At 47.5% G+C, this 15,193-nt stretch carries 12 protein-coding genes; 10 read left to right on the forward strand and 2 right to left on the reverse strand.

The annotated features are described in order from the left end of the window. Nucleotides 1-34: 34 nt before the first annotated feature. The 6 genes from RQP52_RS04180 (at nt 35) to RQP52_RS04205 (ending at nt 9,529) form a co-directional block, all read left to right on the forward strand. On the forward strand, nt 35-2,428 hold the full coding sequence (locus RQP52_RS04180) for a 3-hydroxyacyl-CoA dehydrogenase/enoyl-CoA hydratase family protein (protein ID WP_315949648.1): 2,394 nt from the start codon (nt 35-37) through the stop codon (nt 2,426-2,428). Nucleotides 2,429-2,533: 105 nt separating this feature from the next. Then, complete coding sequence (locus tag RQP52_RS04185; protein WP_315949649.1) at nt 2,534-3,715, forward strand: acetyl-CoA C-acyltransferase; 1,182 nt, start codon at nt 2,534-2,536, stop codon at nt 3,713-3,715. An 82-nt stretch (nt 3,716-3,797) separates the two neighbouring features. Continuing rightward, on the forward strand, nt 3,798-5,570 hold the full coding sequence (locus RQP52_RS04190; protein WP_315949650.1) for an acyl-CoA dehydrogenase family protein: 1,773 nt from the start codon (nt 3,798-3,800) through the stop codon (nt 5,568-5,570). Nucleotides 5,571-5,605: 35 nt separating this feature from the next. Next, nucleotides 5,606-7,276, forward strand: coding sequence for a long-chain-fatty-acid--CoA ligase (locus RQP52_RS04195; protein WP_315949652.1), 1,671 nt, complete (start codon nt 5,606-5,608; stop codon nt 7,274-7,276). Between the two features lie 30 nt (nt 7,277-7,306). Beyond that, nucleotides 7,307-7,723, forward strand: a complete 417-nt coding sequence (locus RQP52_RS04200; RefSeq protein ID WP_315949654.1) for a PaaI family thioesterase — start codon at nt 7,307-7,309, stop codon at nt 7,721-7,723. Between the two features lie 207 nt (nt 7,724-7,930). Beyond that, the gene (locus RQP52_RS04205) at nt 7,931-9,529 is read left to right on the forward strand and encodes a PucR family transcriptional regulator (RefSeq protein ID WP_315949655.1); all 1,599 of its coding nucleotides are present in this window, start codon (nt 7,931-7,933) and stop codon (nt 9,527-9,529) included. Nucleotides 9,530-9,559: 30 nt separating this feature from the next. Here the strand turns inward: RQP52_RS04205 and RQP52_RS04210 are convergent, their stop codons facing one another. Continuing rightward, the gene (locus tag RQP52_RS04210; RefSeq protein ID WP_315949657.1) at nt 9,560-10,429 is read right to left on the reverse strand and encodes a metallophosphoesterase; all 870 of its coding nucleotides are present in this window, start codon (nt 10,427-10,429) and stop codon (nt 9,560-9,562) included. 157 nt (nt 10,430-10,586) lie between these two features. On the opposite strand from RQP52_RS04210, the gene ytxJ reads away from it, so the two are divergent. The 3 genes from ytxJ (at nt 10,587) to RQP52_RS04225 (ending at nt 13,403) form a co-directional block, all read left to right on the forward strand. Then, nucleotides 10,587-10,928, forward strand: coding sequence for a bacillithiol system redox-active protein YtxJ (ytxJ, locus tag RQP52_RS04215; RefSeq protein ID WP_127456505.1), 342 nt, complete (start codon nt 10,587-10,589; stop codon nt 10,926-10,928). A gap of 193 nt (nt 10,929-11,121) precedes the next feature. Beyond that, nucleotides 11,122-12,003 carry a DMT family transporter gene (locus tag RQP52_RS04220; RefSeq protein ID WP_315949661.1) on the forward strand — a complete coding sequence of 294 codons (882 nt, stop codon included), beginning with the start codon at nt 11,122-11,124 and terminating at the stop codon, nt 12,001-12,003. 74 nt (nt 12,004-12,077) lie between these two features. Further along, a complete protein-coding gene (locus tag RQP52_RS04225) occupies nt 12,078-13,403 on the forward strand; it encodes an MFS transporter (RefSeq protein ID WP_315949663.1) in 1,326 nt (441 codons plus the stop codon). Between the two features lie 99 nt (nt 13,404-13,502). On the opposite strand, the gene RQP52_RS04230 is transcribed toward RQP52_RS04225, so the two are convergent. Further along, nucleotides 13,503-14,675, reverse strand: coding sequence for a M20 family metallopeptidase (locus tag RQP52_RS04230; RefSeq protein ID WP_315949664.1), 1,173 nt, complete (start codon nt 14,673-14,675; stop codon nt 13,503-13,505). 156 nt (nt 14,676-14,831) lie between these two features. On the opposite strand from RQP52_RS04230, the gene RQP52_RS04235 reads away from it, so the two are divergent. Further along, nucleotides 14,832-15,116, forward strand: coding sequence for a hypothetical protein (locus tag RQP52_RS04235; protein WP_315949665.1), 285 nt, complete (start codon nt 14,832-14,834; stop codon nt 15,114-15,116). Nucleotides 15,117-15,193 lie beyond the last annotated feature (77 nt).

Here is a 15,193-nt window from a genome sequence, read left to right on the forward strand (position 1 = left end):
AGTCTGAAAATTTCATGTAGGAGGAAATTTCCATATGACAAAGATTCGTACTGCTGCCGTTATCGGCTCCGGTGTGATGGGCTCCGGCATAGCTGCCCATTTGGCAAATGCAGGTATTCCCGTCTTATTGCTTGATATGGTTCCGGCCCAATTGCTGCCGCAAGAAGAAGCCGCAGGATTAACGCTGGAACATCCGAAAGTACGGAACCGTCTTGCGGTTAACGCGCTGGATAAGCTCAAAAAGACGAACCCGGCACCCTTATACAGTGAGGCTTTCATCGAGCGACTGACACCAGGCAACCTGGAAGACGATTTGGCAAAACTCGGCCAGGTAGATTGGATCATTGAAGTCATCGTAGAAAATTTACCGGCGAAGCAGCAGTTATTAAGCCGAATTGAAAAGGTATGGAAGCCCGGGACGATAGTTTCGTCTAACACCTCCGGTATTTCTATTCATGCAATGACAGAGACCGTAGGCGATGAATTCAAAAAACATTTCTTAGGCACTCATTTCTTTAATCCCCCTCGCTATATGAAGCTGTTGGAAGTCATTCCCAGTCAACACACAGATCCGGCGATTGTTTCTTTCATGACTGAGTTTTGCGAGAAAAAATTAGGGAAGGGCGTCGTGCAAGCCAAGGATACGCCGAATTTTATTGCGAATCGGATTGGCACTTACGGACTTCTGGTTACCCTGCGCGAAATGCTCACCAACGGATATTCCGTTGAAGAAGTCGATGCCGTGACAGGTCCTGCGATGGGGCGGCCGAAAAGCGCGACATTCCGAACACTGGACTTGGTCGGTCTGGATACTTTTGTACATGTCGCAAATAACGTGTTCGGGCTTGTAGAAGATCCAAGTGAGAAGGCTGTTTTCGATACACCGGCTATTTTACAGACCATGGTGGAAAAGGGCTGGATCGGGGAAAAGACAGGTCAAGGCTTTTATAAAAAAGTGAAAAGTGAAGCTGGAAAAGAAATCCAATCATTAGATTTAAACAGTATGACGTATGCAGCAAGCCGGAAAATCAGTTCAGTCTCCCTTGAAGCTGCTAAGCAGGCCAAAGGTGCAGGCGGAAAGCTTAAGGCGCTGCTAGGCGGCAAAGATCGATATTCCGAGTTGGCGTGGAACATTTTGAAACCTGTGCTGTTATATTCTGCAGCAAAATTGGATGAAATTGCAGACTCTATCGTCGAGATCGATAATGCGCTCAAATGGGGATTTAATTGGGATTTGGGGCCTTTCGAAACATGGGATGCTATTGGACTTAAGCGTTCTGTGGAGCGTATGGAGGCGGAAGGCAGCGAGGTGCCTGATTGGGTAAAAGCGTGGATTGCTGCGGGCAACGACAGCTTCTACACAAGTAAAGAAGGGCAAAGCTTCTACTATTTAAAAAATGAGTACCAAGGCGTTGAGTCAAAGCCTGAGTTGATCTCTCTGGCAGCTTTAAAGCAGCAAAAGAAAGTCATTCGTTCGAATAGCGGCGCGAATTTGATTGATATTGGCGACGAAGTTGCCTGCCTGGAGTTTCAATCTCCAAACAATGCCATAGGCGGAGATATTCTCACCATGATTCAACAGAGTGTAGACGAAGTTCGCAGTAATTACCGTGGGCTTGTCGTCGCAAACGAGGGGAAAAACTTCTGTGTCGGCGCCAACTTAATGCTGCTGCTTATGGAGGCGCAAGACGGCGAATGGGATGAAGTGGACGGTATTATCCGTTTATTTCAAAACTCCATGATGAAGCTCAAAGGTTTGGATAAACCGGTAGTGGCAGCGCCTCACAAAATGACGCTCGGCGGCGGTGTTGAAGCTTGTATGCCGGCCGATCAAATCATTTACTCATCGGAGACGTATTATGGACTTGTTGAAGTTGGCGTGGGTTTAATTCCTGCCGGTGGCGGCTGTAAAGAACTGGCGTTAAGGGCGAGTTCGCTGGTGCGTGATCCTGAAGTAGATTTACAACCATGGATCAATGCAAGCTTCGAGACTGTGGCGATGGCCAAGGTTTCGACGAGTGGGCATGATACGAAACGGCTCGGGTATATGCGGCCTCAAGATACAGTTGTTATCAATCCGGATTATCGGATTTATGAGGCTAAACAAGCCGTTTTGCGTATGGATGCGGCAGGTTATACCCCACCCGTGCGAGAGAAGATTCGCGTTGTCGGCGAAAATGGCAAAGCAGTTATGCAAGTTGGCGCTTACTCCATGAAGCAAGGCGGCTATATCAGCGACCATGATGTACTTATCGCGAACAAGTTAGCGCATGTGCTTGCAGGTGGAAATGTACCGGCTGGCACGCTCGTCACCGAGCAATATTTGCTTGATCTGGAAAGAGAAGCTTTCCTCAGTCTGTGCGGGGAGTTGAAAACACAACAACGTATGCAATATATGCTTTCCAAGGGAAAACCGCTGCGTAATTAGTGGTGCAAGCGAACGGAGATATGAATGGAAATGTAAATAGGAACAAAAATTCGACCGGAAATTCATAAAGAGCATGCGTTACTACTCTAATTGAGGTGAGAAACGATGAAGGAAGCAGTCATTGTATCGATTACGCGCACCGCCGTCGGACGCGCAAAGAAAGGCAGCTTCGCTCAAACGCGAGCGGAGGATCTGGGCAAAGCCGTCTTGGAAGAGGTTGTGCGGAGGGCTCCTGGCCTCGATAAAGGCGATGTTGACGATATCATCATCGGTTGTGCGATGCCGGAGGGCGAGCAAGGGCTTAACTTCGCCCGCACGATGTCGCTTTATGCGGGCTTTCCGGTGACCGTGCCGGCGATCACGGTCAATCGCTTCTGCTCCTCCGGGCTGCAGGCCATCGCTTATGCGGCGGAGCGCATCATGCTGGGCCACGCGGAGGTGATCATCGCCGGAGGCGTAGAGAGCATGAGCCACGTCCCGATGACGGGCTTCAAGTTCTCGCCGCATCCGCATCTTGTTGAGACCATGCCTGAGGTGTTCATGGGCATGGGGCATACGGCCGAAGCTGTGGCGCAGCGCTTCGGCATCTCGCGCGAAGCGCAGGATGGCTTCGCGGCGCGGAGCCACCGTCTGGCGGCTGCGGCGATTGCAGCCGGCAAGTTCGTGGATGAGATCGTGCCGGTGGCTACGAGCGTGAAGGGCCTTGACGAACGCGGCAAAGCGTTTGAGCGTTCGTTTGTTTTTGCCGCGGATGAGGGCGTTCGCCTCGATACATCCGTGGAAGTGCTTGCCAAGCTGAAGCCTGCGTTCAGCTTGAACGGCACGGTGACGGCGGGCAACGCGTCACAGACGTCGGACGGCGCAGCGGCGGCCGTGCTGATGAGCCGCGAGCGCGCGGAGGCGCTCGGGTTGAAGCCGCTGGCGACGTTCAAATCTTTTGCACTTTCCGGTGTGGAGCCGGAAATCATGGGGGTTGGCCCGGTGAAGGCGATTCCGAAGGCGCTGCAGATGGCGGGGATCACCCAAGATCAGGTGAATCTGTTTGAAATCAACGAAGCATTTGCTTCGCAATGCTTGCATATTATTCGCGAGCTCGGATTGAACGAGGAGCTGGTGAATGTGAACGGCGGCGCAATTGCCCTCGGGCATCCGCTTGGATGTACCGGCGCGAAGCTGACGACCTCATTGATTCATGAGCTGCAGCGGCGTGGAGGCGGTTATGGCGTAGTTTCGATGTGTATCGGCGGTGGGATGGGCGCTGCTGGAGTATTCCAGGTTCACGCTTAACCCGTGTAATTAACGGGAATAGCTCCTGTTAATGATTCTATTTATTAACCCTTGTCCAATTCATTCTGAGGAGAGATGAACCATGTCAGATAAAGTTGTAGGCGGCAGTTTTGTCATTTCAGATCTCGATTTCCACAATATCGTGACGCCGGAGGATTTTACAGAGGAGCATCGCATGATCGCGGAGACGACGCGTGATTTTGTAGCGGGCGAAGTGCTGCCGAATGATGAGCATATCGAGAAACTCAATTACGATTTGACGGTTAAATTGATGAGAAGCGCAGGTGAGCTTGGCTTACTCGGGGCTGACGTGCCGGAGATTTATGGCGGTCTTGGACTGGATAAGGTTAGTTCCACGATTATTAGTGAAAATCTGGCACAAGCGTCTGCCTTTGCTTTATCGATTGGAGCGCATGTTGGAATCGGAACGCTTCCTATTGTATTTTTCGGAACTCCTGAGCAGAAGAAAAAATATTTGCCGGATCTCGCGACAGGCGCCAAGATTGCGGCTTACTGCTTAACAGAGCCAACGTCCGGCTCCGATGCATTAGGTGCAAGAACGACTGCACGCCTTTCTAATGATGGAAAACATTACCTGTTAAATGGCTCCAAACTGTATATTACGAATGCGGGTTTTGCCGACATTTTCATCGTGTATGCCAAAATTAATGGAACGGATTTCACAGCGTTTATTGTGGAAAAGGGCGACCCGGGTTTTACGATGGGACCGGAAGAGAAAAAGATGGGGATCAAAGGCTCGTCGACCAGACCGCTCTTTTTTGAAGATGTCAAAGTTCCGGTAGAGAATTTGCTTGGCGAAATTGGGAAGGGACATCTGATTGCTTTTAACATTTTGAACATCGGCCGTTACAAATTGGCTACAGGCTGTTTGGGCGCATCCAAGGAAACGATCGAATTGTCGGCCAAATATGCGAATACCCGCCAGCAGTTCAATACGCCGATAGCCAAATTCCCGTTGATCGGGAAGAAGCTGGCTGAAATGAATATTCAAACCTATATGCTGGAGAGCATGGTTTATAGAACGACAGGACTAATGGATCAAATTCTGAAAGACATTGACCATACAAGTCTCGATGCCGGCAAACACTCGGCGAAAGGTATCTCTGAATACGCGTTAGAGTGCTCGATTAATAAGGTGTTTGCATCGGAAGTCTTGGACTTTGTTGCCGATGAAGGCGTGCAAATTCATGGCGGATACGGCTACATTCAGGAGTATAAAGTTGAGCGTATTTATCGCGATTCACGGATTAATCGCATTTTCGAGGGGACGAATGAAATTAACCGTCTGCTCATACCGGGTACACTCGTGAAGAAGGCGATGAAAGGCGAGCTGCCTTTGATGCAAAAAGCGCAAGCACTGCAAGGAGAATTGCTGTCGATCGTCCCGGGCCAAACGTTCGAAGGCACACTGGCTGAAGAGGCGCATTTGATCTCAATGGCGAAGAAGATCTTCTTAATGGTTGGCGGACTTGCCGTTCAGAAGTATGGCATGGCCTTAGAGAAAAATCAGGAAGTCTTAAGCAACTTGGCTGATATCATGATTCAGATTTTTGCTGGAGAGAGCGGACTTCTTCGTACGCAAAAGCTGATTGCCAAAAGTGGTGAAGAGAAAGCGAAAAATGCGATTCAAGTGACAACTGTTTTCGTGCATGAAGCATTTGACAAAATTGAGGCATACGCGAAGGAAGCGCTCAGTACGATGGAAGAAGGAGATGTTCTTCGGACGCAATTATCGATTTTGAAAAAACTGTCAAGACGCAGTGCTGTCAATACGACCCAGCTGAAGCGCGACATCGCCGCACGTGTTATTCAGGGTGAGAAATTCATCGTCTAGTCATCCGTGGGAAGAACCTGAAGGGGATGGTTTGTATGAGTGAGGCAAAGCCTTGGCTGCGTCATTATCCAGAGGAAGTGGCGCCGACGTACGAGTACCCTAAGCATAACCTTGCACGTTTGTTGGTAGATTCAGCACATAAGTATCCCGATCGACCTGCCCTGCATTTTCTTGGTAAAACAATACGTTATCATGAGGTGCTTGATGCGTCTTATCGCTTTGCAAATGTTCTAAAGGAACTCGGCGTGTGCCAAGGAGATCGTGTATCGATCATGCTGCCCAATTGCCCGTCCGCCATTATTGCCTACTTCGGAACACTTATGATGGGCGGGATCGTCGTTATGACGAATCCGCTGTACATGGAGAGAGAGCTGGTTCACCAGCTCTCCGATTCCGGGGCGGAGGTCATTGTTACACTGGATTTATTATTTCATCGTGTGCAGAAGGCCAAAGCGCAGACGTTGATTCGACATGTCATTGTGACATCGATAAAGGATTACCTGCCTTTTCCGAAAAATGTCTTATATCCAATTAAAATGAAAAAAGAAGGCGCAAAGCTGGATGTTGCTTATGGCGAAGGCGTTTACGCTTTCAAGAAATTGCTGCGTGCCGCTTCAGCGCGACCGATTTGCGTGGAGGCGGATGCGGATACGGATATTGCCTTGCTTCAATACACAGGAGGAACCACTGGGATTTCGAAGGGTGTCATGCTGACTCACACGAATTTGATCGCCAACACGTATCAGACGACAAAATGGTGCTATAAAATTCAAGTGGGCGGGGAGAGGTTCCTGGGAGCGATTCCCTGTTTCCATGTGTTTGGTTTAACGGTTTTGCTGAATCAATCCATGCTGCAGGCAGGCATGCTGATTCTAATCCCCAAATTTGATATCGACCTCATCTTAGAAACGATCAATAAGATGAAACCCACGATTTTTCCTGGCGCGCCTACTATGTACATTGCAATTATTAATCATAAACGGGTCAAAGAGGTCGATATTTCGTCCATTAATGTATGTGTAAGCGGTTCGGCTCCACTTCCTTTAGAAGTTCAGGAGCGTTTTGAGGCTTTGACTGGAGGTAAGCTCATTGAAGGTTATGGGTTAACGGAAACCTCCCCGGTTACGCATGCCAATCCCATTTGGGGTTATCGCAAAATCGGTTCGATTGGTGTACCTTTACCCGACACGGCGGCGAAAGTTGTTGATGTGAATACCGGTGAAGAATTGCCGATTGGTGAAATCGGTGAATTGCTGATCAAAGGCCCGCAGGTGATGAAAGGTTATTGGCAGCGAGAGCTTGAAACAGCGATGACTATTCGCGATGGATGGCTTTACACAGGAGATATGGGACGCATGGATGAGGATGGCTTTTTCTCCATTGTGGACCGTAAAAAGGATCTCATTATTGCCGGAGGTTTCAATATTTATCCCCGTGAAATTGAGGAAGTGCTCTTTGAGCATCCGGCTATTTTGGAGGCGACGATTGTTGGAGTGCCGGATGAATACAGGGGGGAAACGGTGAAAGCTTTTGTTGTGTTGAAACCCGGTATGACGTTGACGGAGAAAGAGCTTGAACTGTGGTGCCGTGAGCGCTTAGCGGCTTTTAAAGTTCCACGGAAAGTGGAATTCCGGGATTCTTTGCCAAAGACGATGATTGGAAAAGTATTGCGAAGGCAATTACTAGAAGAAGAGAAAAAGGGGTAGCCCTTTACAAGGAAAGTGGAGGGGAATCCTATGGATAACACTCACGAGCGAGTGAATAGACGACTGCAGCAGCTGGCCGCAGCGGCGGAACCTACGTTTTGGGGGTTTCTTGGTTGTGAATTTGTTGATCTGAAAGATGGCATCATTACGATTGCTTTGGAGGCAAAATCTCATCATTTGAATCCAATTGGCATCATCCATGGCGGTGTTTTGTCCTCTTTGCTGGATAATGCGATGGGGATTGTCGTTATGACGGCAAGGCCGGAGGATAAGGTTGTTACCACAAATTTGAACGTTCATTTTGTCGCTCCGCTGTATGAGGGGCGGTTGATTGTAACGGCTGAGCTTGTTCATCAATCCCGCAAAATGATTACAACACAAGGGCGAGTGATGGATCGCGATGGAAATTTAGGGACCATGGGCACGGGGACGTTTCGTGTGATTTAGTGGTTAAAGGTATTAGGAACGAGGGGCATGTGCAAGCATGTCTCTCGTTTTTTGTGCGTATATGTTACATTAAATAACATCGTTGTGCGATATAGACATAAATTGTTCAAAAAAATTTAACCAATGTCATATAATCTAACACAAATCCATTGACTGTTTGGTCATGTCATCCTATAATCTGTAAAAAGGCATAAGGGGGGAAGCACGATGCATCTTACCATTCGTGAAGCATTATCCATTTATCCATTAACGGAAGCGAAGCTTGTAGCTGGCAAGCAAGGGGAATCCCGCATCGTTAAATCTGTCAATGTTATGGACGCGCCAGATATTGCGGATTGGACGAAATCCGGCGAGATGCTCTTCACCACCGCTTTCGCCATGAAAGATAGTCCGCAGGAGACCGTTAATCTACTTCGTAAATTAAATGATCGCGGCGCTGCCGGGCTAGGGATCAAGCTTGGTCGTTTTTGGACGGAGCTGCCGCAGGTTGTTGTCGAGGAAGCGGACCGGTTGCATTTTCCGATTATTGAGATGCCCTTTCAGTTTACTTTTTCAGATCAAATGAATGCATTGTTCAATGCGGAATACCGCCGCAACACGAAACTGCTGCAATCCGTGCTGGAGAAACAGACGAGGTTGATGCAGTTCGGTTTGAAACAGGACAATATGGCGTCAATGTTCCAATTACTCAGTAATATTCTTGGATACCCCATGGCTGTCGTTGGGGCCAGAGGGCAAATTTTATATAATACTAGCGCGTGGAAGCAAGATCAATTAGCTCAGAACTGGCCTAAACGTAAGTGCGGTTGGGTATACTCGAACAAAGACCGCGCGTACCGGGTAGGGCTCTACCATCAGGATGATGAGCTCTTGGGACATTTGCTGATCATGCCGGATGCCGTGCTTCTTGCCAACGTCGAGGAAGGTTTATTCCAGCAGGCGGCGGACATATTAACTTTTCATATGAACTATACGTTTCGGTCACATGTGGAGGCATCAGCAGAGCGTGATTTGCAAAACTCGCTGTATCGCTATTTGGAGAAAGGGACGTCGCTTGAAGAGTTCCTGGAGCAGGCAGAGGGTCGAGGGTTAACACTCTTCACGGGTGCTTACCAATGTGTGATTAGCAAAAGCAAGCCGGAAGGGCAAGTAGACGAACAACGTCAAGGGAGAATGAAGCGGCTGAAAGAGTACATGGAGCTGCATCCCAAATCGAATCTCTTGCGCGCAAATCATTTTATACTCAAAGATCTCATGTTTTCCATTTATTCCTCGACTCAAGCGGAGGGCTTTCCTGAAGATGAGTTGGCACAACTTCTGATCAAATATGCAGGCGATTCAGGCTGCCGAGAGGAAGCCGGCGAGATGGTGTTCTATACAAGTGCCATGAAAAGCAAGCCGACTGCATTGAGAGAAGCTTACATGGAATGTATGGAGACACAACGAATGGCCAATAAGCTCGAGTTGTCGGATCGCGTGGTTCACTACGAAACGATAGAGTTCGCTCATCTGTTCCAACATGTATCGGTCAATATGATGGAAGACTACTGTGCCAAAGTATTGCGTCCGCTCTTGGAGAAGGATGCCGAATATTCGCAAGAAATGATCCGAACTTTGGAGGTTTTCATTCGTAATGACGGTCAAGTTAGCGAAGCGGCTAAGCAATTATTCATTCATAGAAATACTGTTACCTACCGTTTAGAAAAGATCAGTGATCTTTTGCAGGTGGATTTCAAGAAAGTTAATGATCTGTTGAAGCTGAAAGCTGTCTTCTTATTCCGTCAATTTTTGCATGTCAGACAATAAATCCTGAACCCTGAGACGCTGTGTACGCGCTCAGGGTTTTCGTTTTTCTAACGTGATCACGGTAATTTCAGGTCTGCAAAGAAAACGGAAGGGGAGAAACGTTGTGCCGATCCCCCGATTCGTATAGACAAGCAGCTTGGAATCAGGTATTTCGTAAAGCCCCATTACGTACTGTTTACCTTGAAGCGGTGTAAAGAGCGCACCTACGATAGGCAAACGAACTTGTCCTCCATGAGAATGGCCGGATAGCTGCAAATCGACGGGTTGTCCGATGACTTGATTAGCGAAATCGGGACAATGCGAGAGCAGGAGCGTGAACATTTGAGCATTGGTGCCTTGGAGGGTTTTGACGATATCGGGAGAACCGGTAAGTCGATCTTCAACACCTGCGATCTGAATGGATTGTCCTTTGTAGGTAATCTTCTTACAGGCATTGAGTAGCGTTTGAAAGCCGCCGTTTTCGAGGATTGGCAGGGTATAGTTTTTATCGATCCATTTATCATGGTTCCCTAGTACGGCCCATTTACCCAATGGTGCTTCTAGGCTGGCGAGCAGTTTACTCGTTAACGTTTCGTCTTCTGTAATTCGGGCATCGAATAAATCACCTGTAAAAGTTAGAAGATCTGCTTTTTCTTTATTAATAACGGTAACGACACGTTCTAAATCAATTAGATTAAAATGATGACCTATATGTAAATCGCTGAACTGTAAAAGCTTAAGCCCATGAAAGGCATTGGGGAGCCGTTCCAATGATAAGGTGATTCTCGTAATATCGTACCATTTGGTTTCGATAAAGCTGGAATAACTGCCAACAAGACCTCCGGAAGCCAGTAAAGAACCTGCAAGCAGAACGCCTTTTTTTAGAAATGTTCGTCTTGTCAATGGGGGTGTAGGTTCCATCGTGTTCCTCCTAGTTCCAAAGTTGATTTTATATCTTGATTATAGCAATAAGCGTGCTGTGTTTGCGAATCTTGCGGGGTTGGCGAGCCTGGCGAGTTGCATAAGCAGCTTGCTTAATTTATAATAATTTCAATGTAATACGAAGGGAGAGATTGAAATGTCAGCATGGAAAGAGCTCACAACGGTTGATCAGTGGCAGGAAGTATGGGACCGTTCCTCCGATAAACCGGCGGTCGTTCTGAAACACAGCACAACTTGTCCGGTAAGCGCAAGCGCGCTTGATGAATACGAACAATATTTGTCAGGGAAGCCGAATGAAGGTGTAGATTATTACTTGGTTAAGGTCATTGAATCTCGCCCGGTTTCTAACCAAATTGCGGAGGATCTAGGCATCAAACATGCATCACCGCAAATTCTTTATTTTAAAAATAAAGAATCCATCTGGAATACATCGCACTGGTCTGTTACAACCAAGCATATTACGGCTGTTTTAGACTAAGTCGTGCGCAGGATTTAATTACAAAGCCCGTGGAGGCTGCCTATTCGTATTTAGGTGGATCGCCACAGGGCTTTTTCTTATGGAACAATAATTGAACAATGTCTAAAAAAGATTGGCAATAGAGGCAACCTCCTATATAATGATTTGGTATTTGGCTACATCAGGGTAACTACGCAGCAAGGAGTTTTGCAAGATGAATGCAATGAATAAAACGAAAGTTCCAATTCCTGTTTTTTTGTTAATCGGTATTATCGCAATCTCATTTTCGGCTATTTTTGTTAGATGGTCCGATGCACCCGCCGCAGTCACGGCTATGTATCGTTTGTTGATGACGAATGTACTTATGCTGCCTTTTCTATGGAGTTATCGGTCAGAGATTACTAGAATTCGTTTGAGAGATTGGCTCCGAACGGCAGCCTCCGGTATCGCGCTTGGGTTACACTTTCTGTTTTGGATGGATTCCCTTCGATTTACGACGGTTGCCAGCTCGACAGCGATTCTCACGTTAGAGCCGATCTTTGTTCTCGTCGGTGCGTTTTTGCTTTATAGGCAAAGAACCAATCGCGCAGCCGTATTGGCGATGTGTGTGGCGATCGTAGGCGCCATTTTTATTGGTTGGGGAGATTTCCAATTTTCAGGTGCAGCATTGAAAGGCGATTTTTTATCCCTCATCGGCACCGTCGCGGTTGCATTGCACATGCTTTGGGGCAAAGGCTTGAGGGAGCGGATTTCCGCTTTCGTATATAGTTTCTTTGTTTTCCTGTTCGCAGGACTCGTTCTTGCCGTTACGAATATGATGACAGGAACTTCTTTCACAGCTTATCCAGCGAAAGAGTGGGGCGTTTTCTTGCTGCTTGCCATCATTCCAACGGTCTTCGGTCACTATGTATTCAACTGGCTGCTCAAGTATATGAAGGCATCATCCGTATCGATGACCGTTCTGGGCGAACCGCTTGGCGCGACGATATTGGCTTATTTTTTGCTCGGGGAAAAGATCACTGCCATCCAGCTTTTGGCGGGTTGCCTATTGTTAGTTGGCGTAGGCTTGTTTTTGCGCAGTAACGAGAAAAAGTAGTTTTTCAACGTATTAATTGAACGAAGGTGAAATACGAGGCTTGGCAGATTTGTTTTTCTACTTGGAGGGATACCGTGAGATTTCGCGATTTTCATCGTAATGTTAAATTAAGAATCGGCCTTTCTTTCATTTCCGGTACCGCGAACAATATGGTGCTTCCCTTCATGTCCATTTATTTTTCTGGAAAATTAGGTGATACGAGCGCTGGACTTGTTGTCATCCTCGGTATTCTGGCGGGTGTCATTGCAGGAATTGTAGGCGGCTATTACGCAGATCGCATAGGTCGCAAAAAGCTGATGCTTACCGCAGAAATCGGTTGGATGATCTGCTTTATGGGGATGGCTTTGTCTAATTCGCCGTGGTTGTCGTCTCCGTGGATGACGTTTGTACTGATGATTTTCGTGAGCATGTTCTGGGGGGTTCATGGACCCGCCAACGATGCGATGCTGCTCGATGTTACAGCTCCTGATATTCGGAAATATATGTATGCCATCATGTACTGGATGAACAATTTATCTTTTGCAATTGCTGGTATCGCAGGCGCGTTTTTATTCAAATCCTACCTGTTTGAGTTGTTCATTGGCTTATCGGTTATCGGTTTGATATCGTTAATTATCACTTATTTCTTTATTCATGATGCCTACCAGCCGAAGCCCTTATCCGATCGTGGAGGAGTGGGGAGCAGCTTTCAAGGGAAGACGTCCATGTGGTCCAATTACAAGCTGGTGCTGTACGATAAAACATTCATGATCTTCACAGTGGCTTCTTTATTATTGGTATCTGTTGAGTTTCATCTAGGAAATTATGTCGGTGTGCGATTGGAAAAAGAGATGGTATCCGCTCCGTTTATCCCTTGGATGGGGTCATCCTGGACCGTTGACGGTCTCAAAATGTTAGGATTTATCCGGACAGAAAATACCGTGCTTGTCGTTGTGCTTTCCGTTCTTATGGGAGTTTTGATGCGGCGGTTCTCAGATAGCAAAGTGTTGTTTGTCGGCTACGCCTGCTATATTTTGGGCTATAGTTATTTAGCTTATAGCAATCAGCCTTGGCTGCTGCTGCTCTCGATGTTCATTGCAACGCTTGGCGAATTGATGTATGTGCCGATTAAGCAAGCGTATTTGGGTAATATTGCGCCTGACGATGCAAGAAGCTCGTATATGGCTCTTTATGGGATGGTATACAAAGGAGCAACCCTGCTTGGCGGCTTTGGCGTGATCCTTGGAGGCTGGATGCCGTCTTGGATGTTGGCAACGCTCATTGGGATTAGCGGAGTCATTGGCATGGGAATGTTTTACGCGATCTTGGCTCAGCTTGAAGAGCGAAGAGATAAGGCGGAAAAAGGTCACAGGGAGGCCATGGCAACTGCTGCAGCTTCGGCTTCTGGCGTCACGGCTTGAGCCATCTTTTTCAGTTGAGTCGGGCTAAGCTGATCGCTCAGAAAAAAGGGGCTGTCCCTCAGGACTTTCATGTCCTGTAGTGACAACCCCATTTTTATCTTATTTCGTTGCTGCCACAAACTCATCTTTGATTCTTTGCAGCAGGTTCGGGCTGCTGAGAACTTCGTAAGCGGTGTTAGCAAGCGCTTTGGCTGTGAAAATCATAGCGTCAAGGGCAGGCTCTTGCAGCGCAAGATCGCGGAACTCCTTGGTATGCAGCATGTGCTTCTCGCCAACGACCTTGACGAAAGGATGAATCGTTGGACATTGGATCGATACATTGCCCAGATCAAGCGAGCCGTGGTCTTTGCCGATTTCAACGTCCTTCGGATCGATTCCCATCTCACTTAGTTGATCTGAGAAAACTTGGGACAACGTTTCGTTTGTACGCAGCTCGTCATACGAATATTCGTAGAAGGACGTTTTGAGTGTACATCCGGTTTGCAATGCAGCACCCTCTGCGCAGCGGAGCACTTTCTGTACGAGTTCATCGGTATAGGTGCGAGTCGCTGATCGAACATAGAACTGAGCGACGGCATAGTCCGGGATAATGTTAGGGGCTTTACCGCCTTCACTAATAATGCCGTGAATCCGCGCGTCGGATTTCATCTGTTGGCGCAGCGCGTTGATGGAATTGAAAAGCTGGAGTACGGCGTCCAGCGCGTTAACACCTTCATAAGGCTGCGCAGCGGCATGCGCGGGACGGCCGAAAAATTCATACTGAATCGCATCCATGGCCAGGGATTCACCCGATTTCTCATAGGTGTAATAAGGATGCGCCATCAAGGCGATATCCACGTCCCGGAAAAGTCCTGCTTCGGCCATAGGCACTTTGGCTCCTTTGGTTTCTTCCGCGGGAGTCCCGTACACACGAATACTGCCGCCAGTTTCGGCAAGTACAGACTTAAGGCCGATTGCTGCGCCTAAGCTCATCATACAGATCAAGTGATGGCCGCAGGCATGACCCAGATCAGGCAAGGAATCATACTCCGCTAAGAAGCCGACGACAGGTCCTGCTTTCCCGGAGTCATAGGTGGCTATAAAAGCAGTTGGAATATCCAGTATACCGCGTTCAACTTGGAAACCATGATATTCCAGCTCTTCCGTCAGGCGAGCGGCAGCCTGAAACTCTTCATGTCCGAGCTCCGGATTCGCACCGATAAAGCTGGAAATCGCTTTGAATCTATTTGCGTTGTTGTCAATGGTTTGCGTAATGGTGGATTTCGATTTCATATGTGAGAAGGCTCCTTTATCTAATTACTTGCTTTTATTGTAGTATAAAGGAGCGCAAACTACCACTTTCAGGAGCTCTGAGTTACAATAAATGAACGAGGTTCAAATAGAAAAATATCAGCTTTTGAGAAAATAATGTTGCGGGGGAACTGTCAGATGATGAAATATGGCGCAGAGCACGTTGAACACAAATTTACATTATCTTTTGTTGAATCTGAGGTGCGCGGACAATGGCACGATATTTATTTAAGCATGCGTCTAGAAGCTGGCGAGACATTTCCGGAAGATCTCATCGATCCATCGATTCTTGTGATTTGCAATTTGGATGGGGATATTGTGCAAATTGTGCTTCATGACGAGGGTTGCGACTGCGAGTTTCAATTTACCTACGCGGAAAAAGCGCAAATCGAAAATTTTGTTCAGGAGCATGTAAACGTATAAAAAATCTTGCCGCACAACTGGTGAGAGTGTCCCTTCCCAAACTGGGCGCTGACGCATATACTATCCTACGTCAGGCT

Source organism: Paenibacillus violae, assembly GCF_032461945.1.
GTDB classification, from domain to species: Bacteria; Bacillota; Bacilli; order Paenibacillales; family NBRC-103111; genus Paenibacillus_E; species Paenibacillus_E violae.

Excerpts from the sequence above, each read along its gene's own strand:
- RQP52_RS04210 (WP_315949657.1), bottom strand. The coding sequence starts at position 10,429 with ATGGAACCTACACCCCCATTGACAAGACGAACATTTCTAAAAAAAGGC.
- RQP52_RS04190 (WP_315949650.1), top strand. The coding sequence starts at position 3,798 with ATGTCAGATAAAGTTGTAGGCGGCAGTTTTGTCATTTCAGATCTCGAT.
- RQP52_RS04235 (WP_315949665.1), top strand. The coding sequence starts at position 14,832 with ATGATGAAATATGGCGCAGAGCACGTTGAACACAAATTTACATTATCT.
- ytxJ (WP_127456505.1), top strand. The coding sequence starts at position 10,587 with ATGTCAGCATGGAAAGAGCTCACAACGGTTGATCAGTGGCAGGAAGTA.
- RQP52_RS04195 (WP_315949652.1), top strand. The coding sequence starts at position 5,606 with ATGAGTGAGGCAAAGCCTTGGCTGCGTCATTATCCAGAGGAAGTGGCG.
- RQP52_RS04185 (WP_315949649.1), top strand. The coding sequence starts at position 2,534 with ATGAAGGAAGCAGTCATTGTATCGATTACGCGCACCGCCGTCGGACGC.
- RQP52_RS04205 (WP_315949655.1), top strand. The coding sequence starts at position 7,931 with ATGCATCTTACCATTCGTGAAGCATTATCCATTTATCCATTAACGGAA.
- RQP52_RS04200 (WP_315949654.1), top strand. The coding sequence starts at position 7,307 with ATGGATAACACTCACGAGCGAGTGAATAGACGACTGCAGCAGCTGGCC.
- RQP52_RS04220 (WP_315949661.1), top strand. The coding sequence starts at position 11,122 with ATGAATGCAATGAATAAAACGAAAGTTCCAATTCCTGTTTTTTTGTTA.
- RQP52_RS04180 (WP_315949648.1), top strand. The coding sequence starts at position 35 with ATGACAAAGATTCGTACTGCTGCCGTTATCGGCTCCGGTGTGATGGGC.
- RQP52_RS04230 (WP_315949664.1), bottom strand. The coding sequence starts at position 14,675 with ATGAAATCGAAATCCACCATTACGCAAACCATTGACAACAACGCAAAT.